General features: G+C 62.0%; 22 protein-coding genes. 10 read left to right on the top strand and 12 right to left on the bottom strand.

Annotated elements, in window-relative coordinates:
* Nucleotides 1–48: 48 nt before the first annotated feature.
* The 5 genes from GRZ55_RS10880 to GRZ55_RS10860 all read right to left on the bottom strand — a co-directional run bounded on the left by GRZ55_RS10880 (nt 49) and on the right by GRZ55_RS10860 (nt 5,229).
* A complete protein-coding gene (locus tag GRZ55_RS10880) occupies nt 49–387 on the bottom strand; it encodes a hypothetical protein (RefSeq protein WP_169286927.1) in 339 nt (112 codons plus the stop codon).
* Nucleotides 388–401: 14 nt separating this feature from the next.
* Complete coding sequence (locus GRZ55_RS10875) at nt 402–638, bottom strand: hypothetical protein (protein ID WP_169286926.1); 237 nt, start codon at nt 636–638, stop codon at nt 402–404.
* Between the two features lie 590 nt (nt 639–1,228).
* Nucleotides 1,229–3,193 (bottom strand): tripartite tricarboxylate transporter permease, encoded by a 1,965-nt coding sequence (locus GRZ55_RS10870; protein WP_210257306.1) that lies wholly within the window; start codon nt 3,191–3,193, stop codon nt 1,229–1,231.
* A gap of 74 nt (nt 3,194–3,267) precedes the next feature.
* Nucleotides 3,268–4,356, bottom strand: coding sequence for a tripartite tricarboxylate transporter substrate binding protein (locus GRZ55_RS10865; protein WP_169286925.1), 1,089 nt, complete (start codon nt 4,354–4,356; stop codon nt 3,268–3,270).
* 21 nt (nt 4,357–4,377) lie between these two features.
* On the bottom strand, nt 4,378–5,229 hold the full coding sequence (locus GRZ55_RS10860; protein WP_169286924.1) for a fumarylacetoacetate hydrolase family protein: 852 nt from the start codon (nt 5,227–5,229) through the stop codon (nt 4,378–4,380).
* Between the two features lie 86 nt (nt 5,230–5,315).
* Here GRZ55_RS10860 and GRZ55_RS10855 point away from each other — a divergent pair, with 86 nt between their 5' ends.
* On the top strand, nt 5,316–6,026 hold the full coding sequence (locus GRZ55_RS10855; RefSeq protein ID WP_169286923.1) for a GntR family transcriptional regulator: 711 nt from the start codon (nt 5,316–5,318) through the stop codon (nt 6,024–6,026).
* 338 nt (nt 6,027–6,364) lie between these two features.
* On the opposite strand, the gene GRZ55_RS10850 is transcribed toward GRZ55_RS10855, so the two are convergent.
* From GRZ55_RS10850 to GRZ55_RS10820, 7 genes are all read right to left on the bottom strand, one after another.
* On the bottom strand, nt 6,365–7,153 hold the full coding sequence (locus GRZ55_RS10850; protein WP_169286922.1) for a helix-turn-helix domain-containing protein: 789 nt from the start codon (nt 7,151–7,153) through the stop codon (nt 6,365–6,367).
* A 209-nt stretch (nt 7,154–7,362) separates the two neighbouring features.
* Complete coding sequence (locus tag GRZ55_RS10845; RefSeq protein ID WP_169286921.1) at nt 7,363–8,673, bottom strand: TRAP transporter large permease; 1,311 nt, start codon at nt 8,671–8,673, stop codon at nt 7,363–7,365.
* Nucleotides 8,670–9,203, bottom strand: coding sequence for a TRAP transporter small permease (locus GRZ55_RS10840; protein WP_169286920.1), 534 nt, complete (start codon nt 9,201–9,203; stop codon nt 8,670–8,672). The genes GRZ55_RS10845 and GRZ55_RS10840 overlap by 4 nt, the downstream gene beginning before the upstream one ends.
* A gap of 6 nt (nt 9,204–9,209) precedes the next feature.
* Nucleotides 9,210–10,247, bottom strand: coding sequence for a TRAP transporter substrate-binding protein (locus GRZ55_RS10835; protein ID WP_169286919.1), 1,038 nt, complete (start codon nt 10,245–10,247; stop codon nt 9,210–9,212).
* Between the two features lie 39 nt (nt 10,248–10,286).
* A complete protein-coding gene (locus GRZ55_RS10830) occupies nt 10,287–11,501 on the bottom strand; it encodes an FAD-dependent monooxygenase (RefSeq protein WP_246734674.1) in 1,215 nt (404 codons plus the stop codon).
* A gap of 379 nt (nt 11,502–11,880) precedes the next feature.
* Nucleotides 11,881–13,038, bottom strand: coding sequence for an MFS transporter (locus GRZ55_RS10825; protein ID WP_169286918.1), 1,158 nt, complete (start codon nt 13,036–13,038; stop codon nt 11,881–11,883).
* Nucleotides 13,039–13,290: 252 nt separating this feature from the next.
* On the bottom strand, nt 13,291–13,698 hold the full coding sequence (locus GRZ55_RS10820; protein WP_169286917.1) for a hypothetical protein: 408 nt from the start codon (nt 13,696–13,698) through the stop codon (nt 13,291–13,293).
* Nucleotides 13,699–14,121: 423 nt separating this feature from the next.
* Here GRZ55_RS10820 and GRZ55_RS23415 point away from each other — a divergent pair, with 423 nt between their 5' ends.
* The 9 genes from GRZ55_RS23415 to GRZ55_RS10775 all read left to right on the top strand — a co-directional run bounded on the left by GRZ55_RS23415 (nt 14,122) and on the right by GRZ55_RS10775 (nt 25,014).
* Nucleotides 14,122–15,168 carry a site-specific integrase gene (locus GRZ55_RS23415; protein WP_169286916.1) on the top strand — a complete coding sequence of 349 codons (1,047 nt, stop codon included), beginning with the start codon at nt 14,122–14,124 and terminating at the stop codon, nt 15,166–15,168.
* A gap of 407 nt (nt 15,169–15,575) precedes the next feature.
* Nucleotides 15,576–16,397 carry a sulfurtransferase/chromate resistance protein gene (locus tag GRZ55_RS10810; protein WP_169286915.1) on the top strand — a complete coding sequence of 274 codons (822 nt, stop codon included), beginning with the start codon at nt 15,576–15,578 and terminating at the stop codon, nt 16,395–16,397.
* Complete coding sequence (gene chrA, locus GRZ55_RS10805) at nt 16,397–17,764, top strand: chromate efflux transporter (RefSeq protein ID WP_169286914.1); 1,368 nt, start codon at nt 16,397–16,399, stop codon at nt 17,762–17,764. Before GRZ55_RS10810 ends, chrA begins: the two co-directional genes overlap by 1 nt.
* 990 nt (nt 17,765–18,754) lie before the next feature.
* Nucleotides 18,755–19,207: an Rrf2 family transcriptional regulator gene (locus tag GRZ55_RS10800; RefSeq protein ID WP_169286979.1), complete on the top strand. Its 453-nt coding sequence runs from the start codon at nt 18,755–18,757 to the stop codon at nt 19,205–19,207.
* A 96-nt stretch (nt 19,208–19,303) separates the two neighbouring features.
* Entirely contained in the window at nt 19,304–20,323 is a 1,020-nt protein-coding gene (locus GRZ55_RS10795; RefSeq protein ID WP_169286913.1) for a sulfate ABC transporter substrate-binding protein, read from the top strand.
* A gap of 73 nt (nt 20,324–20,396) precedes the next feature.
* On the top strand, nt 20,397–21,236 hold the full coding sequence (gene cysT, locus GRZ55_RS10790) for a sulfate ABC transporter permease subunit CysT (RefSeq protein ID WP_169286912.1): 840 nt from the start codon (nt 20,397–20,399) through the stop codon (nt 21,234–21,236).
* On the top strand, nt 21,229–22,137 hold the full coding sequence (cysW, locus tag GRZ55_RS10785; RefSeq protein ID WP_169286911.1) for a sulfate ABC transporter permease subunit CysW: 909 nt from the start codon (nt 21,229–21,231) through the stop codon (nt 22,135–22,137). Before cysT ends, cysW begins: the two co-directional genes overlap by 8 nt.
* Nucleotides 22,138–22,147: 10 nt before the next feature.
* On the top strand, nt 22,148–23,224 hold the full coding sequence (locus GRZ55_RS10780; RefSeq protein WP_169286910.1) for a sulfate/molybdate ABC transporter ATP-binding protein: 1,077 nt from the start codon (nt 22,148–22,150) through the stop codon (nt 23,222–23,224).
* A gap of 74 nt (nt 23,225–23,298) precedes the next feature.
* The gene (locus GRZ55_RS10775; protein WP_169286909.1) at nt 23,299–25,014 is read left to right on the top strand and encodes an SLC13 family permease; all 1,716 of its coding nucleotides are present in this window, start codon (nt 23,299–23,301) and stop codon (nt 25,012–25,014) included.
* Nucleotides 25,015–25,082 lie beyond the last annotated feature (68 nt).

The following is a 25,082-nucleotide window of genomic DNA, read 5'->3' as shown; positions in this document are numbered from 1 at the left end:
GGCTCCCAGCTGGGAGCCCTTAGCGATACTGGCGTGTGGCGCAGCCCGTCAGCCGGGGTAGCGGATGGTGATGGCCTCGCCCAGCGCGAGCATCAGACGCTCGACCTCAGCCTCATCGCCTTCGAGCGCAGCGGCCTCAATGAGCGCATCCCAGTGCGCGAGGAACTCCTCGTCCGTCATCGGCCGGGCATCCGTCGCCCAGCGGATGTCCCGCAGCGACTTGGCGCCTGTATCCCGAGCGGCCTGCCAGCCTTCGAGGACCTCGGCCGTCTGCTCGGCCGTGAGGCCGTTGTCGCGGCTGTAGTCCATGACCTCGGCCACGGTCGCCCGACCTGTGATGTGGAGCCGGGCGCCTGCCTTGTGGTGGTGGTGGGTTGGGATGGTCATCGGCCGGGCCTCCATCAGCGTGCTACCGTCAGGTCGCCGTGGGCCTCAATGGCCTTGAGGGCCAGCGCGGTGGCGTTGACGATGGTGCTGACCACCCCGTGGCTCTCCCGCATCACCACCTCGCCCCGGTCGAGGCGGTCGCGCTCTGCGGCGCTGAAGCACTCCTCGTACTCGGCGCCGGGCGTGACCTGCTGGGTGTAGGTGTTGGTCCACTTGGCGGCTGTCTCGGTGGTGACGATGGTGATGTTCATGGCGGTCTGCCTCCTTGTTCGTAAGGAGACAATCGCTTGGTCGCGGGCGAACATCCACTCGAACCGGCCAGCGGATTCGCGTGTTACTCCAGTAGGTTAACGTTGGCCTGCTCTTAGGCACGTGGTCTGGCACGTGCGCATATTTGTCCGCCCGCAAGACCGCACACTTCCGGGATAGTCCGCTGACCCCCTCTCCGCCATCTTCATAATTAGCCACGTTGCTAAAGTCCGCGGATTCCGGGCGGTTGCGGCCTATTCACTCCAGACATGGCAGAGATTTGCAGGTTTTGTCGGTGCTCCAACGGGTCGATGTTCACAAAAGTTGCGGTGTTCTGCGGGATCGGGGCCTCTGCTCCACCGTCTGTCGTCCCGTCTGTCCGATCGTCCAATTGCCGCGGCCGATCCACTCTGCTGTCTCGGCGCGACTGCTTTGCCGGACAGCACTTTGGAGTACCTGACGGCTATAGCCAGGAAGGGGATGCTAGGAACTGCTTGTCGCCCTGCCCTCGTAATGGACTGAAGGCCGCCAAATCGACAGCAGGCGGCATTGCACACCCGCCGACAAAACGAAGTGGTTTCCGGCCCTGTGATCAGAAGATGTTCACGCTGGTAAAGTATCCGCCGGGCGGCGTCAGGCGCATCAGCACGAACATGCCGTTGATGCCCACGATCAGCACCCCGGTGTAGATGAGTGCCGTGATCCACCGCATGCCCGCGAATCTGACGAGCACGAACAATAGGAAGGCGAGCGTGGCGAGGTTGAGTCCAACGAGTGCAATGCCAATGCCGTAGAGCAAGAGCATTGCGGCGACCGGATACTCATTCCAGGCATCAAAGATGAAGGCGTCGCGCTGGGTAAGGAACGAGCGCACCTCGCGCACTAGGACGAAGAGCGACAGCGCGAGCCCCGGAATGATGGCCAGCATCGGCAGAAGCCTTGCATTTGCCCTGAAGCCGGATGTCTCGAAGGCGGCATAGGCGAACACCGCCACCGCCAACACCGCCAACATCAGGCGCGAGGTGGTGGTGCCGCGCGGCCCGTCATCCTCTGCCGACAGCAGTGGCTCGAGCCCGATCGCGGCCGCCGCGTCGGCGAGTTTGCGACGGCGTGCCATGACCGCCTTCCACAACATTGGAACGACGATGAGGCCGGCTATGATGAGCACGCCGGGCCGGACGAGCCAACTCCAGCCGTGGATCTGATTGGAGAGCCAGAAATACTGCTCCATTGGGGCCGCCAGCACGAAACCCACCAGAACCGGCGCACGCGGCCAGTCGGCATGCTTCATGAACCAGCCTACGATGCCGAGGACCAGCAGCACTGCGATGTCGCCAAGCGTCTGGGTGGACTGATAGGCGCCTGCCACCATGATCAGGAGAAGCGGGGCCGCAATGAGAGCAAAGCGGATGCGGGTCAGCCGCGCCATCAGCGGCGTGATGGCAAAGCAAATTGCCGCGCCCACCACGGAGGCAAGCGCCACGCTCCACACGATAAGATAGAGCAGCGTCGGCTGTTCGCTCACCATCCGCGGTCCGGGATAGAAGCCAAACGAGAACAGCGCGCCGAGAAAGATCGCGGCGGCCGGACCGCCGGGCACGCTAAACAGTAACGTCGGCACGAGATCGGAGATTACCGTTGCATTGTTCGCGCCCTCGGCGGCGGCGATGCCACGCGGTTCCCCCTTGCCGAAACGCGACTTGTCCTTGGCCGACCGCATCGCGTCGCCATAGGCGACCCACGTCGATGCATTGGCTCCAACGGCCGGCACGAAGCCGCCAAACGTGCCGATGATCGCTCCGCGCAGGGCAAGCCATTTGTGTTTCCAGAACACGGCGAAGCCAGTCGACCAGTTGCTGACCACTTGGCGTCCGCTGGAGATGCCACCGCCCCCAGCCAACATGCCGATCACCTCGGCGATAGCGAACAAGCCCAGCGCGACGATGGTCAGCGACAGCCCGTCGAGAAGATAAGCCTGTCCGAAGGTGAACCTGAAATTTGCTGCAGCCGGGGCAGGGCCTATGGTGCCGAGAAGCAGCCCGAAACAGCCGGCCAGAATGCCGACGGCAAGATCCTTGCCGACCATGCTTGACGCGAAATAGAGACCCACGAGGGCAAACATCAGCAGTTCGGGTGTGCCAAGCGCGAGCACGATCGGTCCCGCGATGGGTATTGCCAGCGCAAGCGTGACTGCGCCCACCAATCCACCCAGCATAGAGGACAGGAAGCCGACGCTGAGCGCTGTCGAGGCCTCGCCGCGTTTGGCCATGGCGTGGCCCTCGATGGCAGTCGGGGCCGAAGCCGGGGAACCGGGGGCGCCAAGCATCACCGATGTGATGGTGTCGGAGGTGTAGACCACCGCGATCGCGCCGAGCAACAACGCCAGCCCGCCCATCGCGTCAAACAGGAAGATGAAGGGCAGCATAATCGACACTGCCGCGACGCCGCCCAGGCCTGGCATCATGCCGAATAGCATTCCGGCAATCATCCCGGTGAACAGTGCCAACAGGCGCATTGGTTCGAAAAGCTCGCTCAGGGCAGCCAGAGCGTGTTCCATCAGGAAGTGTTCCCCGTGAGAAAAAGGCGGCGGTGCCGAAGCACGACCGCCGGTCGACCTGAGTCTAACTGATGCTAGAAATCGACATCGTATTTTTCAGATAGAAGGTTGATGAGGTACTCGCGAACCTCGTCAGAGGGCTGGAGCGCCGCACGCAACGGGCCTTCGGCTTCAATCGGCGAGGACAGCGGGTAGCCGCCGACGACCTGCTGCGATTCTTCCAGGAACTCAGGATCGGCATTGATCCGCTCCACGGCATCCGCATAGAGCTGAATGATCTCTTCCGGCGTGTCCGCGTGCAGATATGCCGAAAGGCCGAAGCCGAGGGTAAGGGCCGCCATTGCGTTGTAGGCGTCCCACTCCACGCCGCTTGGCGCTTCACCGTGCAAATCCACGTAGGCCTCATAGACGGAGGGCAGATCCGGGACGGCTGGATCGCGATCTGTCATGTTGCCGTCAGCGGCCATGTAGCCGCCCGACATGAGGGCGACCGCGTTGCCTGCCTCCACGGTGTCGGCGACCTGGGTCAGGTAGACGGGCGTGAACTGGAAGTCGACATTGGTCTCTCCGCGCTCGAAGGAGAGACGGATTGGACCGCGTCCGGTGAAGCCGAGCGCCGACTGCACGTCGACGTCGAACAGTTCGAAGGACAGAAGTGTCGGCAGGTCGCTCGCCGCCGCGCCGATGCCGCCGTAGATTAGTCCTTCGGCATTGGCGAAGTCCTCAACGGTGGCAATGCCGGTGGCGGACGAGACATAGGTTACGCTGCCGAAGGGGAGACCGTAAGCCACGCGGTAGGCGGCAAGGTCATATTCCACTTCGGGCTGGCCGAGCACATATGGATTGGCCGTCGACGAGGTGGTGAACAGCACCCGCTGGCCATCGGGTCGGGCATTCGCTTCAAACCAGTTGGCGCCCAGGATAGAGCCGCCGCCCTCCCGGTTGACGACCTCTACATTCGGATTGCCGGCGAGATGCCGTTCCAGGTATTTCTCGAGAAAGCGCGCGGCGACGTCGGTCGCGCCGCCCGGCGCGAAGGGCACGATGATCTCGATTGTCTGACCCGAAAAATCGGCGGATGCGGGGCTCGGCGCCACGAGTATCCCCGCCACAAGTGCTGCTGCGGCGGTGGATGCGGCGTAGATTTTCGTAGGTGCTTCCATGTTCTCCTCCTGCTTGGTTGATTAGACGACCGGGTTGGTCAGAGTGCCGATCCCGGAGATGCTCACCTCCATGCGATCCCCGGGCTTCAGATATTTCGGCGGCTGGAAGCCGATCCCGACGCCGGCGGGGGTGCCGGTGGCGATGATGTCGCCAGCCTGCAGCGTCATGGTCGCTGTCAGCGTCTCTATAAGGGTCGGGATGTCGAAGATGAGGTCGGCGACCCTGGCCTGCTGGCGTACCTCGCCATTGATCCTGGTCACCAGCTCCAGTTCGCCCACGTCACCGATCTCGTCGGCCGTGACGATCCAGGGGCCGAGCGGACCGAAAGTGTCGAGGCTCTTGCCAACGAGCCACTGGTTGTGCCGCTTCTGCAGTTCACGCGAGGTGACGTCATTGCAGATCGTGTAGCCGAAAATGACGTCGAAGGCGTTTTCCTTCGACACGCGGTTGGCGGTCTTGCCGATCACGATGGCGAGTTCCCCCTCATAGTCGACGGTTGCGGTTGGATCGAGCGAGGCGCGCACGTCGTCTCCCTCGCCGACCAGGCACGAACCCGCCTTGGCAAAAATCACGGCTTCGGACGGCACCTCCTCCTTGGCACTCGAATCGAAGCCGCTGCCGAAGAATTCCTTGGCGTGGGCCTGGTAGTTCTTGCCCACGCAGATTACTGCCGAACGCCTCGATACGGTGGGCGGCAGGAGCTTTACAGCAGATAGCGAGACGCGCTTGCCGTTGCCATCGCCGGATTCCTTGCCCTCAATGAGTGAAAGAAGTGCCTCACCGGCATTGCCTTCCCGCAAGATTACCACCTCATCCCCCTCGACCCTGCCGAGGGCCTGGCGGCCATCCAATTCGAACGCTGCGATCTTCATCAAATCCTCGTGGGTTTGCCTTTTTATCGATAAAATCAGAAACCACCGTGATTGACTTGTCAAGGTTGTTGGGCGATTTCTAGCGCATGAATATCCGCCCGCCGACGCTTGCCGAACCCTCACTGGTCGAACAGGCTCTCGACCGACTACGCTCTGACATCATCGCCGGGACCCGTCAGCCAGGGGAGAAGCTGCGCATCGAGAGGCTGCGCTCGCTTTACGGCATCGGACCGTCGCCGCTGCGCGAGGCGCTGCAGCGACTGGCCGCCGACGGGCTGGTCATCGTCAACTCCAATCGCGGTTTCCAGGTCGCCCCGCTCGATCCCGACGAGTTCATTGACCTCAACCGTGCCCGCGTGGCCATCGAGACCGCGGCACTGCGGCTCTCGATCGAGCATGGCGACGAGGACTGGGAGGCAGGCGTCGTGGCGGCGGCCTACTCGCTTGAAAAGCACGACGTGCTGCTGATGCGCGGCGAGCTCCAGGATTTCGGCCGCTGGGAACTGCTCAACGGCCGTTTCCACACCGCGTTGGTCGAGGCCTGCGGTAGCCGATGGCTGCTCAAGCATCGGGGCATGCTGCAGGAACAGTGCGAGCGGTATCGCCGCGCGTCGGTTTATCACGCCAGGTTAGAGCGCAATCTGCTGGAGGAACATCGCGCGATCACGAAAGCAGTGCTTTCGCGCGACGCTGAGGCGGCATGTATCCTTGTTGCCGAACACTTCGATCGCACGGCCGACAATCTAGTCCATCTGCTACGGAACAATCCCTTAAGATCAATTGGCATCGATCAATGAGGCAATTGGGTCAGCGGCCGATCAGACTGCAGACCTAGTATCCCTTCAGCCCAATGATATGGGTCCAGCGCCATCACTGGGAGCCGAAGGCCACGCTATCGCCTGACAGGTTCGGCGTGGCGCCCAAGATGCACCACCGGAGCCTGCGAGATCCGCCGCCTCGCTGACCGACCGGCAACCGCCTAGTACTCGCCGTGGTCTTCGGGCCGATCCGCCTCCGGGCGGGATATCTTTTCCACTGCGCCCCACCTATGCCCAAGCACCGGTCCGGCTACCTACCCGTTGCACGTCGATGCTCCGTATCTCGGCGAGAGGTGAACGGCCCGCAAGACTTCATCTCACAGCTTGCGACCTAATTCAGACGCTTGTCCAAGCAATACGGGAAGCACCCTTTCGCGCAGGTCTTCCAGAGTAGACTGGCTAGCGAAGGCTACAATACTCATCGCCGCATGGGTGATCCCGCGGGCGTCGACCACGGGTACAGCGAGGGTCCTCACGACATTCTGTATGTCGACTAGGTGAGCGAACCCGTCTTCGCGTACCTTTTCGATCGCCTTTATGATTTCAGCTCTGGCCGCCGCCGGCTGGGACGTCGGCGGGTGCTGGTCGGCCAGCCGATCTATGCTTTCCAGGACGAAGCTGTCTTCCATGGATGCCAGAAGGACGCGCCCTGTTGAAGATAACGGCGCCGGCAGGCGTGTGCCCACCTTGACCGCCGCCGTAACGACCACATCCACCTCGGAGCGGGCAATGAAGACCGAGAAATTGTCTTCCAGGACCGCAAGCGAGACAGATTTGCCGGTCGCGTCTCTGACGGCATCCAAGTGAGGCCGTGCCAAGGTAGGCAGAGGCAGATCCGTATAGGCTGCTGCAAGGCGGCTGAGGCGCGGTGTTAGCCGGTAATACTTGCCGTCAAATGCGACGAACCCTAGCTGCTCGAGTGTCCGAAGGCATCGGCGTGCGGTCGCCGGCGAAGTTTCCGTCAGCCGTGACGCCTCGCTGATGGATAGCCGCTGATGGTTGATTGAGAAGCTCTCAAGGATTGCGAGCCCCTTCGCCAAACTGCCCAGCGTTTCACTACGCTTAGAAAGCTTTTCATCCACCACAGTAAGGCCGTCAGATGTCATGAGTTCCTTTTTCCGCAAGCCACGTCGCGTCCTTATTTTCGTTGGCCAGCCGTTGGCGAATTGTCCTCGGGCCGGCCGATCTGGGCTTCTCCTGATGGCTGGGAAAGTAGCTTCGTATAGGGATCGCCAGCCTCCTTATCAACAATACAAGCACTGGCAGTCGACCTCACCTCCGGCAAGACGCCGTCAGGGCTCGGGAAAAGCACAGTTCAAACCATCCACCACAGCGCGAACCACGGCACTGCAATCAACAAGCCGACGCGAATGATGTCGCTCATCAGGAACGGCACCACTCCCTTGAACGTCTGTACAATCGGAACATCCTTGGCAATCGAGTTTACGACATAAACGTTCAACCCGATCGGCGGTGTGATGAGGCCCATCTCGACCATGATCAGCGCCAGGATACCGAACCAGATGGCGAACGCATCCGGCGAGAGCCCGAAGTCGAGCGTGGCGAGAACAGGATAGAACACCGGTACCGTGATGAGGATCATCGACATGGCATCCATCACGAAACCGCCGATGAGATAGACCAACAGGATGAAGATCAGGATGATGTAGGGCGACAACTCGCTGCCCACGATCATGTCGGTCAGGGCGCGTGTGACGCCCGACACTGCGATGAAGGAGCCATAAAGTTCCGCGGCGATCAGGATGAGGAAGATCATCGCCGTGGTTCTTGCCGTATCCATCAGCGCGGCATGGACCTTGGCAGCGTCGAGTTCACCACGAAGGAAGGCCGCAAGAGCGACGAGAAAGACGCCGATCGCGCCCGCCTCAGTGGGTGTGAAGATGCCGACATAGATGCCGCCGATCACGATGGCGAAGATGGTCCCGATCGGGACCAGGTCGTAGACGATGCGGAAGCGTTCCCGGAACGGGACGCGGGGCGCCGCCGGCCCGGCGTTTGGATTGCGCCAGACGATGATCGCGACCGTGGCGACATAGCCCAGCAGGGCTATCAGTCCGGGCACCACGGCGGCAAGGAACATCGCCCCGATCGACTGTTCGACGAGGCTGGCATAGATCACCAGGATGATGGAAGGCGGGATGAGGATGCCGAGCGTCCCGCCGACGGCCAGCGTGCCGGTGGAAAGCGAGCCGGCATAGTTGTAGCGCTTCATCTCGGGCAGCGCGACGCCGCCCATGGTCGCCCCTGTGGCCACTGACGAGCCCGATATGGAACTGAAGGCACCGCAGCCCAGCAGCGCAGCGATGGCCAGGCCGCCCGGCCAGTGGCCAACCCACGTCCTGACGCCCTCGAACAGCGATCGACCGAAACCGCCATGAAGCGCAACCTGGCCCATGAGCACGAACAGGGGAATGACGGTCAGGCCATAGTAGGAAACGCGGCCCCAGGGCATGTTGTTGAGCAGGTTGAACAGCGCGTTCCAGTTGGTAATTAATCCGAAGCCCACCGCGGCGGTAACGAACATCGCCACCGCCACATGGACGCGCGCTACGATCAGGCCAATCATCGCAATGAGGAGGATCAGCGCAAGGAGGGAACCGGTCATGTGCTGCTCTGGCTCCTGAACCGTTGGGCATAGTCGAAAAGGCGATAGACGGCCACGATGACCAGCAGGCTCATGGCGAATGTGGCAGGGATGTAGGCCCACCAGATCGGCATCTGCGTGTACATGTATGACTGGCCGTCCGCCATACGCCGCAATCCCCCCATCACGAACCGCCAGGTCAGCAGTCCGGCGGTTGCCAGGAACAGCACTTCGGCAATCATGTTGAGCAGCTGCTTCCAGCGATCGCCCAGATTGTCCGTGAAGAAGGAGGCCTTGATGTTACCCGACGCCATCTCGCAATAGGGAAAGAAGAACAGGATGGCGATCCCGCAGCCGATCCCGACGATTTCGTAGTCGCCGGGTACGGGCATGCGGAACAGGTAGCGGCCAGCCACGCTGGCGGTGGTCATCAGGACCACCGCCAGCAGGATGAAGCCGCCCAACAGCGCCAGGCCGGCCGAGGCCTTGTACAGCAGCAGACCGAAGCCCGATGCCGGCAGAAGTTCGTCCTGATCGTGCTGAGACGCCATGAGGTTCTACTGCTGTCCGTCTTCGTATTTCTCGATCAGCGCGCGCGCTTCGCCGAGCATCTCCCGGCCGGGAAGGCCGCGTGCGTCCATGGCGGCGACCCAGCTGTCGAGCACCGGCTGCGCGGCTTCGTGCCAGGCGGCCAGTTCCTCCTCGCTCGGCTCGATGATCTCGACGCCGGCCTCGATGGCACGATCACGTGCATCAGCCTCGTCCTGGTCCCACAAGACGCCGGCCTGCTTGACCAGTTCCATGCCGCTGTTGTCTTCCAGCACCTGCTGCAGGTCATCAGGCAGCGCTTCGAAGGTCCCCTTGTTCATGAAGAGGACAAAAGTCGATGCCAGAATGCGCAGATCGGTTGAATAGGCGGTGACTTCATAGAGCCGCGTTGGCCCCATGATGGTCCAGGGAAGGAGCGCACCTTCCATCACATTCCGCTGCAGGGCTTCATAAACCTGCGGAACGGGCATTCCGACCGGAACCGCACCGAACTCCTCAAGGGCAGTCAGTCCGATTGCCGAGGGTGCCCTGATCCGCACACCTTGCATCTCGTCGACCGTGCGGATGGGCGTGCTGACCGTGTGCAACCCGCCAGGCGCCGTCATGTGGAGGGCAAGCACCTTCACTTCTGACCATTCGTCCTGAAGGTACAAGTCGTGGAATTCCATCAGCGCGGGTGCGGTAGCGGTAGCGGAACCGGCGATAAAAGGAAGTTCGAATACTTCAGTGATCGGGAACAGTCCCGACGAATAGCCGGGCAGCGTCCAGCCGATATCGGCCACGCCGTCGCGAACCTGCGAATAGACGTCCGAAGCCGAGCCGCCCATCTGAAGCGCCGGGAAGATGTTGATTTGGAGCCGCCCGTCAGAGGCCTCCGCAATCCGCTCAGCCCAGGGTTCAAGAAACAGCCTGTGCCCGATCGCCTGCGGAGACAGGTGATGCGTCATGTTGAGCGTGTATTCCTGAGCATGTACCGCGGTAGCTGCCAGCGTGCCAGCAAACAGCGGCAAAGCCAGTTTGGCCAGTTTCATCGTCAGTTTTGTCATCGATTTTCCTCCCTTGATTCCAGGTATTGGGGACGCGCGCTACGCCCGCCGCGCGGCCTCTAACGCTTCGAGTTCGACATCGTAGTCGTAGAGCCATCTGCGGAACTTGGCCGAGTTGGCGATTTCCTCGTCGCGCTGCCGGATATCCTGGTATTCTGAATCGTACCGGCGCCCGTTCTGTCGCGACTCGAGTTGGACAATTGCAGTTCGCTCCCGGCGGAACTCTTCGTAGGCGCGCAATGCCTGAGGGGCCTCGCGCCGATCCTTGCCGGCCAGGAAACAGGCCAGCGCGACTCCATCCTCTATGCCCTGATTGGCGCCCTGCCCGAGATGCGGCAGCATGGGATGGGCGGCGTCTCCCAGAAGACCCAAGCGGCCCTTTGTCCAGCTGGGCAGTGGCTCGCGATCGTAGAGACCCCACCAGAAGCAGGATTCGACGCGCGACAGAAGGTGTTCAACCCGGGGATCCCAGCCCTTGAACTCGGCGGCAAGTGCGACGGGGTCGCCATGGGCAGACCAGGATTCCGCCGTCTCCTCCGTCGTCGGTACGAAGGCAACGTAGTTGAGCATCGTGTTGCCGCGGACGGGGAAGGCCATGAAGTGCCGACGCTGTCCCATCCAAACCAGGAACGCCTTGTCGCGCCAGCTGTCCAGCCTATCAAGCGGCATCAGGCCGCGAAACGCAACCGAGCCTGAATGAACCGGCTGGGTAGGCTCGGTGATGAATTCCCTAAGAACCGAATGAATGCCATCCGCCGCGATGACGAGGTCGGCGTTCGCGGTCTGGCCGTTGGCGAAATGCAGTGTCGCCTCTTCGTCGGTCTGCTCGAACCCCACACATTGGTGGCCGGTGACCACGGTGCCTTCGGGGAGCTGATCGGCCAGAATCGAAAGTAGATCAGCGCGGTGCATGCCGTAAGTCTGGTTCAGGGCCGAATCGTGGGTGAGGATCGGCGAGACCACCGTTCCGTCCATGTGGCAATATTCGGACTTACCCGACACATCACCGCCAGCAGACTTCAGCGCCTTCTCCATGCCCATCGCGTAAAGCGGTCGGAGGCTGTTCGGTGTCATGTGGATGCCCGCTCCCACTTCGCCCAGCGTGTCGGCGCGCTCGAAGACCTGGACGGATACACCCTTGCGCAAGAGCGCGGCGGCAGCCGCCAGACCGCTAATGCCTCCACCCACGATCGCGACGTTCAACTTCCTGGCTTCCATCGTCTGCCTTTTCACATAGCGAAAATTCTTCTCCATGTGAACAAATCAGCTATCGGCTTGCCCGTCAACCGGCCCACTGGGTGGGGACATACACCGTGTCCTTCTTAACCGCCCCCCCGAGTAGCAAGGGGGACAATTGCCAAGTTACTTTCAGGCGCTGGACTATGCCCCCCGACCAAGCAATCATCCCGCCTTGAACAAACTCAACGACGAGGTCAAACCCCATCGCACGGCGAGGCGCCCTGTCTCAGCGAGAAGTGGATGGCCTGCGTGAAAGCGGCATGCACTGGGTGGACGACAATCTGTATCTCCAGATCCGCGACCAGGGCACCAGAAGCTGGCTACCGCTATTGGGTGACTGGCAAGCCGAAGGTGGTCGGGCTCAAATCCGCCAGAGACGTCAGTCTGGAATCATTCAGTTCGCGGCCACTTGCCTTAACGCTACCAGCCCGAGCACCGGCCCAGCCACCAGCAACACGAAAACATACTGCGCTCCGACGATTTCGATGAGCAAGGCAAGGAGCGCGATCGAAATTGCTGTGATTGAGAAGCCGATGCAATTGGCGATCGTCAGCGCCGAGCCGACGAGCTTCGATGGAGCGAAACGGGCGTTGAGTGCGGAGAATTGCGGCGAGTCGCCCGCGATGACCACGCCCCAGAACAGGAGAAAAGAGAGGAACGCCGGCAATGGTGCCATGAACATCAACGGCGAGAGGAGGCAGCACGAGCCGGACGCCGTCAATTGGATAGAGGCAACGCGCAGGCTTCCGATGACCCTCGAGAGGTATCCCCCGACAACGCAGCCGAGAAAGCCGGCGGCAATTGCCGCAAAGCTCCACAAAGAGGTCGCGGCGCCATCGCTGCCGAGGCGCGCCGCCAGCAACACCGGCAGGAACGCGTAGAACGCGTAGAGTTCCCACATATGGCCGAAATAGCCGAAGGCTGACGCGCGGAATTGGGCCGAGCGGAAGATCGTCGCGAATGCGGTCGGATCGAACCTTGCGCCCGCTCTGAGATGCGGGCCGTCCGGAACGAGAAGCAGCATCGCCAGGCCGCCAGCGATCGCAATCGCCGAGACCGACAGGATCACTGCCTGCCAAGGCAAATCGCCACCCAGCCCGCGGACGAGATGGGGAAGTGCAGTTCCAAGTACCAGCGCCCCAACCAACCACCCCAATGCGAGGCCGAGGTCACGGTCGTACCAGCCCGCCGCAATCTTCATGCCTACGGGGTATATACCAGCGAGAAAAAAGCCGGTTGCGAACCGCGCCGCGAGCAGGACCTCGCCTCCACTCAGCAACGTGGCGGCATTGGCTGTCGCGCCGGCGAGCGTGGACAGGAAGAAGATGATACGCGGTGAGAAACGGTCCGAAATCGACAGCCAGGCGAAGACCAGTGTGCCAGCGATGAAGCCAAGCTGCACGGCGATCGTAATCTTGCCGACGGCAGAAGTCGGCAAGCCCGCACTGCGCTCTAAATCGGGCATCACCGCATTTGCGGCGAACCACAGCGACGTAGCGGCGAACTGCGAGATGACAATCGTCGGGAGAATCCGAACTGGAACGACAGACATGTCGGGCCCTCCTATGCCGATCTGACCAGTTCCTGGGCTGCAACGCGCGGCATCGTGAAGTCGGCTGCGTGGCCAGCAACTCACTGCCGTCGCGATATCTGCCCCAAGAGCAATCCCAAAGCGCGAAACCCTCGAAGGACCTCAGCGATGCGGCAGGATCACCAGTGCATCGTCGGAAGCGCTAGACCGTCTTCAGGCTCAGTGGAGCAAGGCCCGACATGCCCACTAGAGGAGGTGTCGGGCCAGTGCGTGTCAGGCGGCTGCAGCGGTTGCTGGCGGCCTCACGGTCGCCTCAGCCTTGGTGAACACGATGGCTGCGAATACGAGCACCGACAGGAAGGCAACGATCGAGCTGATCGCCAGAAGTGGTTCGATGGCGGTAAAGCCCATATACATCGCGTACAGGGACGGCGCGAGAATGACGGCAGCGACAGCGAATGACCAGAAATGGATCCGGGCGAGTCTGGTCTCTGCCTTTGCTGGATTGACGGCGTAATACCCGCCGAAGAGCGCCATCGTAACCCAGCCGACCAGGTTGGTGTGTGCATGCGCGCCGATAACGCTGTGGTTGCCGCTGATCGACATCTGGAGTCCCATGAGAATTCCGAAGATCAGGAAGACGACGGCCAGCTTGAAGAAGTTCTCTGCTATTTGAGGCATCTGTTTAACCCTCCCCTCAAAGCACCAGTGAGTTTGGCGAGAGCAGAATACATCTGAACGCTTGAGCTTGCTATCGGCAAAATGATGTCGGCCTGTGCACTGTCTTCGTGGTCGGTGGACCTGCTTCGTCGAAAGCCCTGCGTCAGATCCCAAGCGTTCCGGCGGGGCACGATGTGATGAATTCGCTAATCCTCTTGCCCCGCCCGCACTGGACTGTTCCGCCCGACCAAGCAATCATCGACGGCGAACGATCAACGACGAGGACGAACCCCATGGCACGGCGACGCGCCCTGTCTCAACGAGAGGTGGACGGCCTGCGCGAGATCGGCATGCACTGGGTGGCCGACAATCTGTATCTGCAGGTCCGCCATCAGGGCACCAGAAGCTGGCTCTACCGCTATTTGGGTCAATGGCAAGCCGAAGGTGGTCGGGCTCAAATCCGCCAGAGACGTCGGCCTCGCCGAAGCGAAGAACCAGGCTGATCGGCTGCGCATCCAGATCCGTGATGGCGCCGATCCTGCCGGCGACAGAAAAGCCGCCCGGCAGGAGAAGCACCAGCAGCACGCGGCAGCCAAGCCCATGCCGACCTTCGAGGAATGCGCCCGCATTTACATTGCCTCGCATGAGGCGAGCTGGAGGAACGAGAAGCACCGCCGGCAATGGTCCTCGACCTTGAAGAACTACGTCTATCCCGTCTTCGGCAACAAGCCCGTCAACGAGGTCGGAATCGATGACGTCGTGAAGGTGCTAAAGCCCATCTGGCATGAGAAGCCGCAGACGGCCGGCAACATCCGCGGCCGGATCGACAAGGTGCTGGGCTGGGCAACGGCCATGGGATATCGGACCGGCGACAACCCTGCCAGCCGCACCGGACCGCTCGAACATCTCCTGCCCTCACTGGGCAAGGTGAAGCGGGGCAAGCAGAAGCATCATGCGGCCGTGCCCTACCGGGAAGTGCCTTCCGTGGCGGCTGACATCGGCACGCTGGCCTCGGTGAGTTCGAAGGCGCTGCTGTTCACCATCCTTACGGCAGCGCGAACCAGCGAGGCCTTGCTGGCGACATGGGTTGAGATCGATCTGGATGAGAAGCTGTGGTCATTGGCGGCTGACCGGATGAAGGCGGGTGCGGAGCACAGTGTGCCGTTGTCGGCGGCGGCAGTCGATCTGATCGCTGGCCTGCCGCGGACGAGCGAGTACCTGTTCCCCGGGGCCAAAGCCCCTACCCTGTCCAACATGGCTATGCTGCAATGTCTTCGCGGCGTCCGAGATGACGGCGCCACTGTCCATGGCTTCCGCTCGTCCTTCTCGACATGGGCGCGCGAACAGACCGATTACTCGCCGGAGATTATCGAGGCGGCGCTTGCGCACCAGCAGGCCGACAAGGTGGTGGCCGCTTATGCCCGCACGACATACCTCGACCGGCGGCGTGAGCTAATGGAGGCGTGGGGGCGGTTCTGCATGGGCGGGTGAGGTCGTATCGCTTTTGCAACGGGGATGGATGACGGTCGGATTGCGATACTGGGGGACAGGCGGGACGTGTCGCCCAGCTGGTGGATGGGTGTACTGGGCCAATCGCGAAGGACGTGTTCGGGGCCGACTCCGGACTGTCCCCTCCCGGCAATCGGGGGGGCGAAAGCGGCCGTTGACCAGTGGCTGATCTCCAAGGCGGCTCCGTATCCCTGCGGTCGTAGACCCTGCTTCGACTTGGCCTGACACCTGCCGCTACAAAGACAACTGTTTTTCCCTGATGCGCTGCAGGTCGGGTTGACGATCAGCGCGAGACGCCGGTAATTAAGCCCCATGGGGATTGCGAGCTCCCCACGAGGCGCCAGCCGAAGATCGCGTTCCACATCAATCCCGGCGACGGAGGAACGCACATGCCTGCGCCCAATGCCATTTCATTCGACAAACTCACCCGTATCATCGGAACTCCGCGCGCACCGCTCTTGCTCGACGTGCGGTCCGAGGAAGATTTCGCCGCCGATCCACGGTTGCTCCCTGGCGCCGCCCGGATCGATGACCAGGCGCTTGCCGCTCTTGTGCCGCAGCTCGGCGGGCAGCCGTCCATCGCCGTCTGCCAGGCCGGCCACCGGCGCAGCCAGGGCACAGCCGCCTGGCTTCGCGCCGAGGGTTGTTCGTCGGAATATCTCGAAGGCGGGTTCGAAGCCTGGCGGTCAGTCGGGCTGCCGCTGATCGATCCGGCGAAGCTGCCGGCACGGGATGCACAGGGCCGCACTGTCTGGGTCACGCGCTCCAGGCCCAAGATTGACCGCATCGCCTGTCCCTGGCTGATCCGTCGCTTTCTCGATCCGCGCGCAGTCATCCTGTTCGTGGCGCCTGCCGAGGTGGTGGGTGTGGCCGAACGCTACAATGCGTCCCCCTTCGATATCGAGGAGGTGTTCTGGAGCCATCGGGGCGAGCTCTGCACCTTCGACGTGATGCTGGATGAGTTCGGACTTGCCATTCCGGCGCTCGATCGGCTCGCGACCATCGTGCGCGGCGCCGACACCGCCCGGCTTGACCTCGCTCCGGAGGCGGCAGGGCTGCTCGCGGCCTCGCTCGGCCTGTCGCGGATGTATTCCGACGATCTGGAACAGCTCGACGCCGGGATGCTGCTTTACGACGCCTTTTATCGCTGGGCGCGGGACGCAAGCGACGAGACTCACAATTGGCCCACCAACAAGCCGAAGGCAGACTGATGCAGGACCGCGCATATCCAACCCTGGCTTCGGCCATCCGCATCTGGGGCCGCATCGGCCTGCTGAGCTTTGGCGGCCCGGCGGGCCAGATCGCGCTCATGCACCGCATCCTTGTCGAAGAGCAGCGATGGTTGGGCGAGAAGCGGTTCCTGCACGCACTCAACTACTGCATGCTGCTGCCCGGGCCGGAGGCAATGCAGCTTGCCGTATATATCGGCTGGCTGATGCATCGCACGCTGGGCGGCATCATTGCTGGCCTCCTGTTCGTGCTGCCTGGTGTCGTGGCGATCATGGCGCTCAGCTGGGTCTACGCACTCTACGGCAATGTCGGACCGGTCGAGGCGCTGTTCTTCGGGCTCAAGGCCGCGGTACTGGCCATCGTGGTCCAGGCGGTCATCCGCATCGGCTCGCGTGCACTGAAGAACAGCGCGATGGTCGCCATCGCCGCCGCCTCGTTCGTGGCGATCTTCGGCTTTGCCATTCCGTTCCCGCTGATCATCCTCGCTGCTGGCCTGATCGGGTTCTTCGGCGCGCAGGCGGGTCTGCCTGCGTTCCAGGGCGGCGACGGACACGGCAAGGTGGGCAAGGTCCAGGTCGATGATGCCAATACACTGCTCGGGGAGGAGTCGCCGGAACATACACAGGTCAACCGCGCCTGGGCGTTTCGCATCTCGGCGGTATTCCTTGTGCTCTGGCTCGCGCCGGTCGGCCTGCTGTTCGCCGTCTTCGGTCCGGCTAATGTCTTTGCCCAGATCGCGGGCTTCTTCAGCATCATGGCGGTGGTGACGTTCGGCGGCGCCTATGCGGTGCTGGCCTATGTCGCGCAGGAAGCGGTGCAGAACTACGGGTGGCTCGCTCCGGGCGAAATGCTGGACGGGCTCGGCATGGCGGAAACCACCCCCGGCCCGTTGATCATGGTGACGCAGTTCGTGGGCTTCATGGGAGCGTTCCGCGAGGCGGGCGGCCTGTCTCCGCTGATGGCGGGAACGCTTGGCGGGCTGCTGACGACATGGGTGACCTTCACGCCCTGCTTCCTGTGGATCTTTCTTGGCGCCCCTTTCATCGAGCGCCTCCGGGACAACAAGGTACTGACGGCAGCACTGACAGCAATCACGGCCGCAGTGGTGGGCGTCATCATGAATCTGGCCCTCTGGTTCGGTCTGCATGTCGTCTTCGACGAGGTACGAACCGTGACGTCATTCGGCCTCGAACTCGATGTGCCGGTCTGGTCGACGCTGAACGTGGCGGCTGCGGCACTGGTACTGCTGGCCATTGTTGCAGTCTTCCGCTTCAAGCTAGGCCCTGTGACCGTCCTTTCAGGCTGCGCTATAGCTGGCCTCGCGCTGCACTTCGTCGGAACGGCGTGAGCAGTATCCTTCGCCCCAGGGAACTCTGCTTCCACGTTTCTAGGTGCCTCTAGCTGCTTGAACGACAGTGGCTGCCTGCCGTTCTTGGTGCCCAACGGCAGGTTTTTGGGCATACCACCCCGCTTCAGTCGTTGGTGGCAGCCCCATACCCGGCTGCTGGAAGATCATTTCTGCCGTCGTTCCAGAGCACGAACGCGGACTTGTCAGTTCTCGCAGGTCCACAGGGAAGAGTGGATGGGGCTGCGGTGAGGCCAGTTCTATTTTACAAGACATCGACTCCCAGACGCCCACCTCCCCCGCGCGGTAAGTGCGAGGCCGTTCGCAGAGTGCATCTGTCCGCTCGCCAGTGGGCCTCAATTCGTTCCCAACCGGTGCCGAATCCGAAGGAGGTGGCGTTCGACATCGACAAATCTGATCCCATGGAAGGCGCCGATCATGCCGACGAAAGGGGCCAGCCTGTCCCACTTCTCTTTCGGCCCGGGGGTTCCAATGCAGTGCACGCATCTCGGCCTCGACGATTTCAGTGGCCAGAAGCAGTTCGTACTCCGCCGCCGACTGCAGGCGGCTGCCGACCGGAAGGACGATCAGCGCAACGCGCCCGTCACGAATGGTGGCCCCATTCTGCCAGAGCAAGTGGTTGCGCCAGGGCGCCGATCGTACCATCCAACCTCGACGCACCAGTTCATCGACGCGAGCGTTGAACCATGGGCTGAGCGCACCGTTCGATTTCCAGGGCCGGCCGCGATAGAGCATCATATGATTCCCCGCCCGGCAGCATTGCCAACCACCCCCTCAGCTATTATCACGATCTAAACGGTCGAGTTAATAGAGTATGGATCAGCGCTGATCGTCAAGCCGAAGGGGGGCGATTTGAAACTTGAATCCGGGGACCCCGCGACCTGGGCCGCCGATGCCCCAATAGCCAGAACGTCCCGCCCCGATCTGAAGGTTTTCCTTGACGTCGGACCGGGCAAGAGCAAAACCGAGACGATGATATCCCAAAAGGCCAAATATGCACTGAGGGCACTGGTAGCCTTGGCGAAGACCGGGTCGCCCGACGAGACCCGCCTGATATCCGATATCGCGGATGAGCAGAGCATACCCAAGAAGTTCCTTGAGCAGATACTGCTTGATCTGAAACATCATGGGATCGTTGCGAGTCGGCGCGGCAAATCGGGCGGGTATTTGCTGTTGCGGCAGCCTGACCACATTACTTTCGGTGAGGTTCTGAGGATTATCGACGGTCCCGTCGCGCCCCTTCCGTGCCTTTCGCGCATGGCATATCGGCGCTGCCAGGATTGTGCCAGCGAGGAACGCTGCGAGATAAGACGCGTCTTCGCAAGGGTGGCAGATGCCACACGAATGGTGCTGGATCGCACGACCATCGCGGACAGCCTTGCGGCGGATGAGCAAGAATCCCTGGGCAAAGCACGCCTTCCCTAGAAGATAATTCCAAAGAGCCGCTGCATTTTAGGATGAAACTGCATTTCATTACTCGACCAACTCGATAGAGTTAAGGTGCAACGAATGGAGGCAGATATGGCCCACTCTCGACGATCCCTGCTCTTTACCGCAGCACTAGCCGCGACGGTTCAATTCGGCGGCCTGGGCTTCGCTTTTGCCCAACAGACGCTGGTCAACGTATCCTACGATCCCACACGCGAACTTTATCGGGAGTTCAACGCCGCCTTCGCCGCTCATTGGCAGGAGACGACCGGGGAGACGGTCGACATCTCCACCACTCATGGCGGTTCGGGCTCTCAGGCGCGCACCGTCATCGACGGGCTGGATGCCGACGTGCTGACCATGCCTCTGGCTGGAGACATTCTCGCGGTCGAGGCGGCTGGCCTCATCGAGCCCGGCTGGCAGGCAAAACTCCCACTCAACTCATCGCCGTATCTCTCGACCATCGTCTTTCTGGTCCGTTCGGGCAATCCGAAGAACATCCTGGACTGGGACGATCTCGTCCGCGATGACATCGAGGTCATCACTCCCAATCCGAAAACTTCGGGAGGGGCACGCTGGAACTATCTCGCCGCCTACGGCTACGAACTGCGGCGCACCGACGGCGACCATGCAGCAGCCCAGGACTTTGTTGGTCGCATCTATGGAAATGTTCCGGTTCTCGACAGCGGCGCGCGCGGTTCGACGACCACGTTCGTGGAGCGTGGCCTGGGCGACGTCCTGCTTGCCTGGGAAAACGAGGCGTTCCTAGCGCTGGAGGAACTAGGACCAGGCTCCTTCGACATCGTCGTGCCGTCACTTTCGATCCTCGCCGAACCGCCGGTCACCGTCATCGACGCCAATGTCGACCGGCGTGGCACGCGCGAACTGGCGACGGCCTATCTGGAGTATCTGTACACGCGGGAGGCACAGCGCATCATCGCCGCCAACTACTACCGTCCGCAGTTCCCCGAGCATGCCGATCCCGAAGACGTAGCTCGCTTCCCCGATGTCGAGCTTATCACCATCGACGAGGTGTTCGGCGGCTGGGCTGTCGCCCAGGGCGAGCATTTCGGGGACGGCGGAATCTTCGACCAGATCTACTCCGACAACTGAACGACATCCTGAAACGGCAGGGGCTGCAGGTGCGCAGCTCCTGCCTGGATTTCTACCAGCGGCGGTGAGGCAGATGGCAAAAATTCGATTCCGGGAGGCGAGCATCATTCCGGGCTTCCGGCTAACCTTCGGCTTCACAATCTTTTACCTGTCGATCATCGTCATCATTCCGATCATCGGCATCTACATCCACACATTCCAGCTCGACTGGGACGCCTTTGTGCGCATCGTCACCGGACCAAGATTCCTGGCCGCCCTGCAGCTGAGTTTCGGCGCTTCCGCCCTCGCTGCCATGTTCAATGTCGTGATCGGCGTGCTGATTGCCTGGGTACTCACCCGGTACAGCTTTCCCGGGCGGCGCGTATTGGACGCGGTGGTGGACCTGCCCTTTGCGCTGCCGACGGCTGTGGCCGGCATTTCTCTGACCGCCATCTACGCCCCGTCGGGCGTGATAGGGCAGTTTTTCGCGCCGCTGGGCATCCGCATTGCCTATACGCCCATCGGCATCTGGATCGCGCTCGTCTTCATCGGGTTGCCCTTCGTCGTGCGCACGGTGCAGCCGGTGCTGCAGGATTTCGACCGCGAGGTAGAAGAGGCTTCGGCGACGCTCGGCGCGTCACGCCTGACGACCATTGTTCAGGTGCTTCTTCCAAACCTGGTACCGGCTATCCTTACCGGCTTCGCGCTCGCTTTCTCGCGCGCGGTGGGTGAATACGGCTCAGTGATCTTCATCGCCGGCAACCTGCCGCGGCAGACCGAGATCCTGCCGCTGCTGATCGTTTTCCGCCTCGAGGAATTCAACTACCCCGCCGCCGCCGCCATCGCCGCCGTCATGATGACGGTCTCGTTCATCATTCTCCTGGTGATCAATCTGATCCAGGCATGGAGCAGGAGGAGGTTCGGCCATGTCTGATCTTGCCACGCATCCGATCGCCGGGCGTTCGGTCGGCACGACCTTTCGCCCTGTCCAGACGCCGCCCACCACGGAATCCCGCACGGTCCAGTACGTGCTCGTCGCCCTCGTCGTCGCGGTTCTGTCGCTCTTCCTTTTGCTGCCGCTGGCAACCGTCTTCGCGCAGGCGTTCCGGCTCGGGATCGGCGAATATCTCAACACGTTTCGCAGTCCGGAGGCGCTGGCCGCTATTCGCCTGACGCTGCTCGTGGCTGCGATCGCGGTGCCCTGCAATCTGATCTTCGGCATCGCCGCCGCCTGGACAATCGCCAAATACCGCTTCCCTGGTCGCACCTTCCTGGTCTCGCTGATCGATCTGCCTTTCTCGATCTCGCCCCTCGTGGCAGGACTCGTCTACATTCTGCTCCTGGGCACCAACTCGGTGATCGGCGGCTTCCTCCTCGAAAACTTCGAGATACGCATCATTTTTGCTGTGCCGGGCATCGTCCTGGCGACTATTCTGGTGACGTTTCCCTTCATTGCGCGCGAGCTCATTCCGCTGATGGAAGACCAGGGAACCGGCGATGAGGAAGCCGCGCTGTCGCTTGGCGCGAATGGGTGGCAAACTTTCTTCTTCGTCACGCTGCCCAACGTGAAATGGGCACTTCTCTACGGCGTGCTGCTCTGCAACGCACGCGCGATGGGCGAATTCGGCGCGGTTGCCGTCATCTCGGGCAGGCTTAGGGGGCAAACGGTGACGATGCCGCTGCAGGTCGAGCTGTTCTACAACGAATACGCCTCGGTGGCCGCGTTTTCGCTCGCTTCGCTGCTGGCCGCGCTGGCACTCGTCACCCTCGTCATAAAATCGTGGCTTGAATGGCGCTACGCGGATCAGATCGCCGCTGCCGGCAGAGGACATTGAGGAGATCGTCATGGAACTCATCATCAGGAATATCCGCAAGGAGTTCGATCGCTTCGCCGCGCTACACGACGTTTCTCTCGACATCAGGTCGGGCGAACTCATCGCGCTGCTGGGGCCTTCGGGTTCCGGGAAGACGACGCTGCTCCGCCTCATCGCCGGGCTCGACTTCCCGACCGCGGGAGCGATCCTGTTCGGCGATCAGGATGCCTCCGAAAAGACTGTGCAGGAGCGAAATGTGGGCTTCGTCTTTCAGCACTACGCACTGTTCCGACACATGACCGTGGCCGAGAATATCGGTTTCGGCCTGAAGGTTCGCCCGCGCGGCCTGCGTCCCTCGCCGGAGCAGATTCGTCGCCGGGCCAGCGAACTCCTCGAACTCGTCCAGCTCCCCGGGCTCGAGAAGCGCTATCCGAGCCAGCTTTCTGGCGGGCAGAGGCAGCGGGTTGCGCTCGCCAGGGCGCTGGCAATCGAACCGAAGGTGCTCCTGCTCGACGAGCCGTTCGGAGCCCTCGACGCGCAGGTGCGCCGAGACCTGCGGCGCTGGCTGCGCGAGATTCACGAAGCGACAGGCCACACCACGGTCTTCGTCACGCACGACCAGGAAGAGGCGCTCGAGCTCGCCGATCGCGTCGTCGTGATGAGCCAGGGTCGCATCGAGCAGGTGGGTACGGCCGACGACGTCTACGACAAGCCGCGTTCGCCCTTCGTCTATGGCTTCATCGGAGACTCCAGCAGATTGCCCGTGCGGATCGAGAACGGAGAGCTCTGGCTTCACGACAGGAGCATCGGCATATCGGATATCCGGGCGCCGAATGGCTCTGGGACCCTGTTTTTCCGACCACAGGACGTCGAGCTCGTCGATGGCTGCTCCGGCTGCATAGCAGGAACCGTTGTCTCCAGCCGTCGCGTGGAGGCGATGCGGCGCGTCGAATTGGCGATCGGCGGTCAACATAGCCTCGTCGAGATCGAACTGCCAATCGACCATCCCGCTGCCAGCAGGACGCGCGTTGCGTTTCGCCCCAGGAGCTGGAAGCTGTTTCCCGAGAGCACGGCACCGCAGGCTGAACGGGTCATCGAGTCCGCATGAATCGACCGCGCGAAAGGGAGGCGTGCCGGTGTTGATGTGCTAGAAGGACGGCTGCGGTTGAGGAACGGCTGACCTTGGCACTCGAGCAGACACTTCTGATCATTCTGTTGTGCGGGATGCTGGTGGTCTTCCTGTTGGACCGCTTCCGCATGGAGGTCGTGGCGGTTTCGGGCCTCGCGCTTGGTGTTCTGCTTGCCCTGGTGCAGCCTGCCAACGTCTTTTCCGGCTTCGCCAATCCAGCCTTCATCACGGTCGTCGAGATCCTGCTGATTGTGAAGGTGCTTTCGCGCACCGGCCTCCTCGAACAAATGGCCGAACGCATTGTCGCGCTGCATCTGCGACCAACCGCCTTGCTCTCCTTGATGTGTGGCGTCACCGCGACGCTATCTGTGTTCATGAACAACATCGGCGCACTTGCGTTGATGATCCCTGTGGTCTTCAGCGTGTGCCGCGCCAGCCATCTCAACCCCCAACTCGGTCTCATGCCCATTGCCTTCGCCGCCCTGCTGGGGGGCATGTGTTCTGTTGTCGGGACACCCGCCAATTTGATCGTCGGCCAGCAGCTCGAAGCGGCGACCGGCCGTGGCTTGGCTTTCTTCGACTTTGCCTATGCCGGCCTGCCCACCGCCCTGGCAGGATTGTTGGCGATCTGCATCTGGGCGCCGCGGGTCCTGCCGATGTCCGGCGAAAGTTCGGAGGAGCCGTCCTCGCCATCTCGGAGCATCTTCACCGAGGTTGAAGTGCCTCAGAACTCCAGCCTTGCCGATAAGCCCTTGGCCGAGCTGCCCTTCATCGTCCATTCAGTCGCTCGTGCCGGACAACGTCTGTTCATGCCAAGGGTCGCGACAATGGCGCCTGGGGATCGGGTCCTCGCCGAGATCGACCATATGGAATTGTCGCGATTGATAGAGCACGGTGCCCTCCGACATCGGAGCGCATCGCCTGGAACGCTGGCGCGTCAGGCTGTTGTCATGCCTGAAAGCACAGTCGTCGGATCGAGAATAGGAATGCTGGAACAGCTCTCGTCGCGCGGCATCGTCGTCCGCGCTGTCGCGCTCCAGTCGCCCCGGATCGAAGGAACGCTCGACGACCTTCAGCTTTCGATCGGCGACGTTCTATATCTCGAAGGCGATGCTCAGGAACGGCGCGAAGCCCTGGATGACACCGAAATGTTGGCGCTGGAAAGTCTTGGCCCAGACCCTCGGGGGCCGGCCGACTGGCGACCGCTCGGAGTTTTTCTGGGCGGCGTGGCACTCGCCGCCTTCGGCTTTGCCTCCCCCCAGCTTGCCTTTGGCGCGGTGGTCGTCGGGCTGGCGCTCGCCGGCTGGCTGAATCTGCGTGAAGGACTTTCGGAACTGCCGTGGCCCGTTCTACTCATGCTGGCAGCCATGATTCCTATTGGTGAGGCGGTGGAGACGACGGGTACTGCCAGGGTTATTGCCGATGGGCTCCTCTCAATCCTGCCGGCCGGTGATGTCACGCTCGTCGGCGCCATGCTAGCGCTCGCGGTGATCATCACGCCCTTCGTGAACAATGCTTCCACAGCCATCGTGCTGGGTCCGATCGCGATCGGCCTGGCAAATGCTGCGGGACTGCCGCCTGAACCGTTTCTACTTGCCATTGCTCTGGGCGTTTCCCTCGATTTCCTCACGCCGTTCGGCCACCACAACAACATGATCGTCATGAGCCTGGGAGGCTACCGCTTCACTGACTTCATACGGCTGGGTACTCCCGTGACGCTCGCAGCCGCCTTGATTGGAGTTGTGGCTCTGATCAGCTTTTGGCTCTGAACGAGGGTGAACGCTTGCCCATCCGACAACACAAACATGACCGCGATTGGCACTCGGACAGTAGCGGC

The sequence above is a fragment of the Chelativorans sp. ZYF759 genome (assembly GCF_012911015.1).
Classification (GTDB): domain Bacteria; phylum Pseudomonadota; class Alphaproteobacteria; order Rhizobiales; family Rhizobiaceae; genus ZYF759.
Note: the sequence above shows the minus strand (reverse complement) of the source record. Positions and strands in the feature narration are given on the sequence as shown.

What these genes read in the sequence shown, in the direction of transcription:
- GRZ55_RS10880 (WP_169286927.1), bottom strand. Translation starts at nt 387, where the DNA reads ATGACCATCCCAACCCACCACCACCACAAGGCAGGCGCCCGGCTCCAC.
- GRZ55_RS10875 (WP_169286926.1), bottom strand. Translation starts at nt 638, where the DNA reads ATGAACATCACCATCGTCACCACCGAGACAGCCGCCAAGTGGACCAAC.
- GRZ55_RS10870 (WP_210257306.1), bottom strand. Translation starts at nt 3,193, where the DNA reads ATGGAACACGCTCTGGCTGCCCTGAGCGAGCTTTTCGAACCAATGCGC.
- GRZ55_RS10865 (WP_169286925.1), bottom strand. Translation starts at nt 4,356, where the DNA reads ATGGAAGCACCTACGAAAATCTACGCCGCATCCACCGCCGCAGCAGCA.
- GRZ55_RS10860 (WP_169286924.1), bottom strand. Translation starts at nt 5,229, where the DNA reads ATGAAGATCGCAGCGTTCGAATTGGATGGCCGCCAGGCCCTCGGCAGG.
- GRZ55_RS10855 (WP_169286923.1), top strand. Translation starts at nt 5,316, where the DNA reads ATGAATATCCGCCCGCCGACGCTTGCCGAACCCTCACTGGTCGAACAG.
- GRZ55_RS10850 (WP_169286922.1), bottom strand. Translation starts at nt 7,153, where the DNA reads ATGACATCTGACGGCCTTACTGTGGTGGATGAAAAGCTTTCTAAGCGT.
- GRZ55_RS10845 (WP_169286921.1), bottom strand. Translation starts at nt 8,673, where the DNA reads ATGACCGGTTCCCTCCTTGCGCTGATCCTCCTCATTGCGATGATTGGC.
- GRZ55_RS10840 (WP_169286920.1), bottom strand. Translation starts at nt 9,203, where the DNA reads ATGGCGTCTCAGCACGATCAGGACGAACTTCTGCCGGCATCGGGCTTC.
- GRZ55_RS10835 (WP_169286919.1), bottom strand. Translation starts at nt 10,247, where the DNA reads ATGACAAAACTGACGATGAAACTGGCCAAACTGGCTTTGCCGCTGTTT.
- GRZ55_RS10830 (WP_246734674.1), bottom strand. Translation starts at nt 11,501, where the DNA reads ATGGAGAAGAATTTTCGCTATGTGAAAAGGCAGACGATGGAAGCCAGG.
- GRZ55_RS10825 (WP_169286918.1), bottom strand. Translation starts at nt 13,038, where the DNA reads ATGTCTGTCGTTCCAGTTCGGATTCTCCCGACGATTGTCATCTCGCAG.
- GRZ55_RS10820 (WP_169286917.1), bottom strand. Translation starts at nt 13,698, where the DNA reads ATGCCTCAAATAGCAGAGAACTTCTTCAAGCTGGCCGTCGTCTTCCTG.
- GRZ55_RS10810 (WP_169286915.1), top strand. Translation starts at nt 15,576, where the DNA reads ATGCCTGCGCCCAATGCCATTTCATTCGACAAACTCACCCGTATCATC.
- chrA (WP_169286914.1), top strand. Translation starts at nt 16,397, where the DNA reads ATGCAGGACCGCGCATATCCAACCCTGGCTTCGGCCATCCGCATCTGG.
- GRZ55_RS10800 (WP_169286979.1), top strand. Translation starts at nt 18,755, where the DNA reads ATGATATCCCAAAAGGCCAAATATGCACTGAGGGCACTGGTAGCCTTG.
- GRZ55_RS10795 (WP_169286913.1), top strand. Translation starts at nt 19,304, where the DNA reads ATGGCCCACTCTCGACGATCCCTGCTCTTTACCGCAGCACTAGCCGCG.
- cysT (WP_169286912.1), top strand. Translation starts at nt 20,397, where the DNA reads ATGGCAAAAATTCGATTCCGGGAGGCGAGCATCATTCCGGGCTTCCGG.
- cysW (WP_169286911.1), top strand. Translation starts at nt 21,229, where the DNA reads ATGTCTGATCTTGCCACGCATCCGATCGCCGGGCGTTCGGTCGGCACG.
- GRZ55_RS10780 (WP_169286910.1), top strand. Translation starts at nt 22,148, where the DNA reads ATGGAACTCATCATCAGGAATATCCGCAAGGAGTTCGATCGCTTCGCC.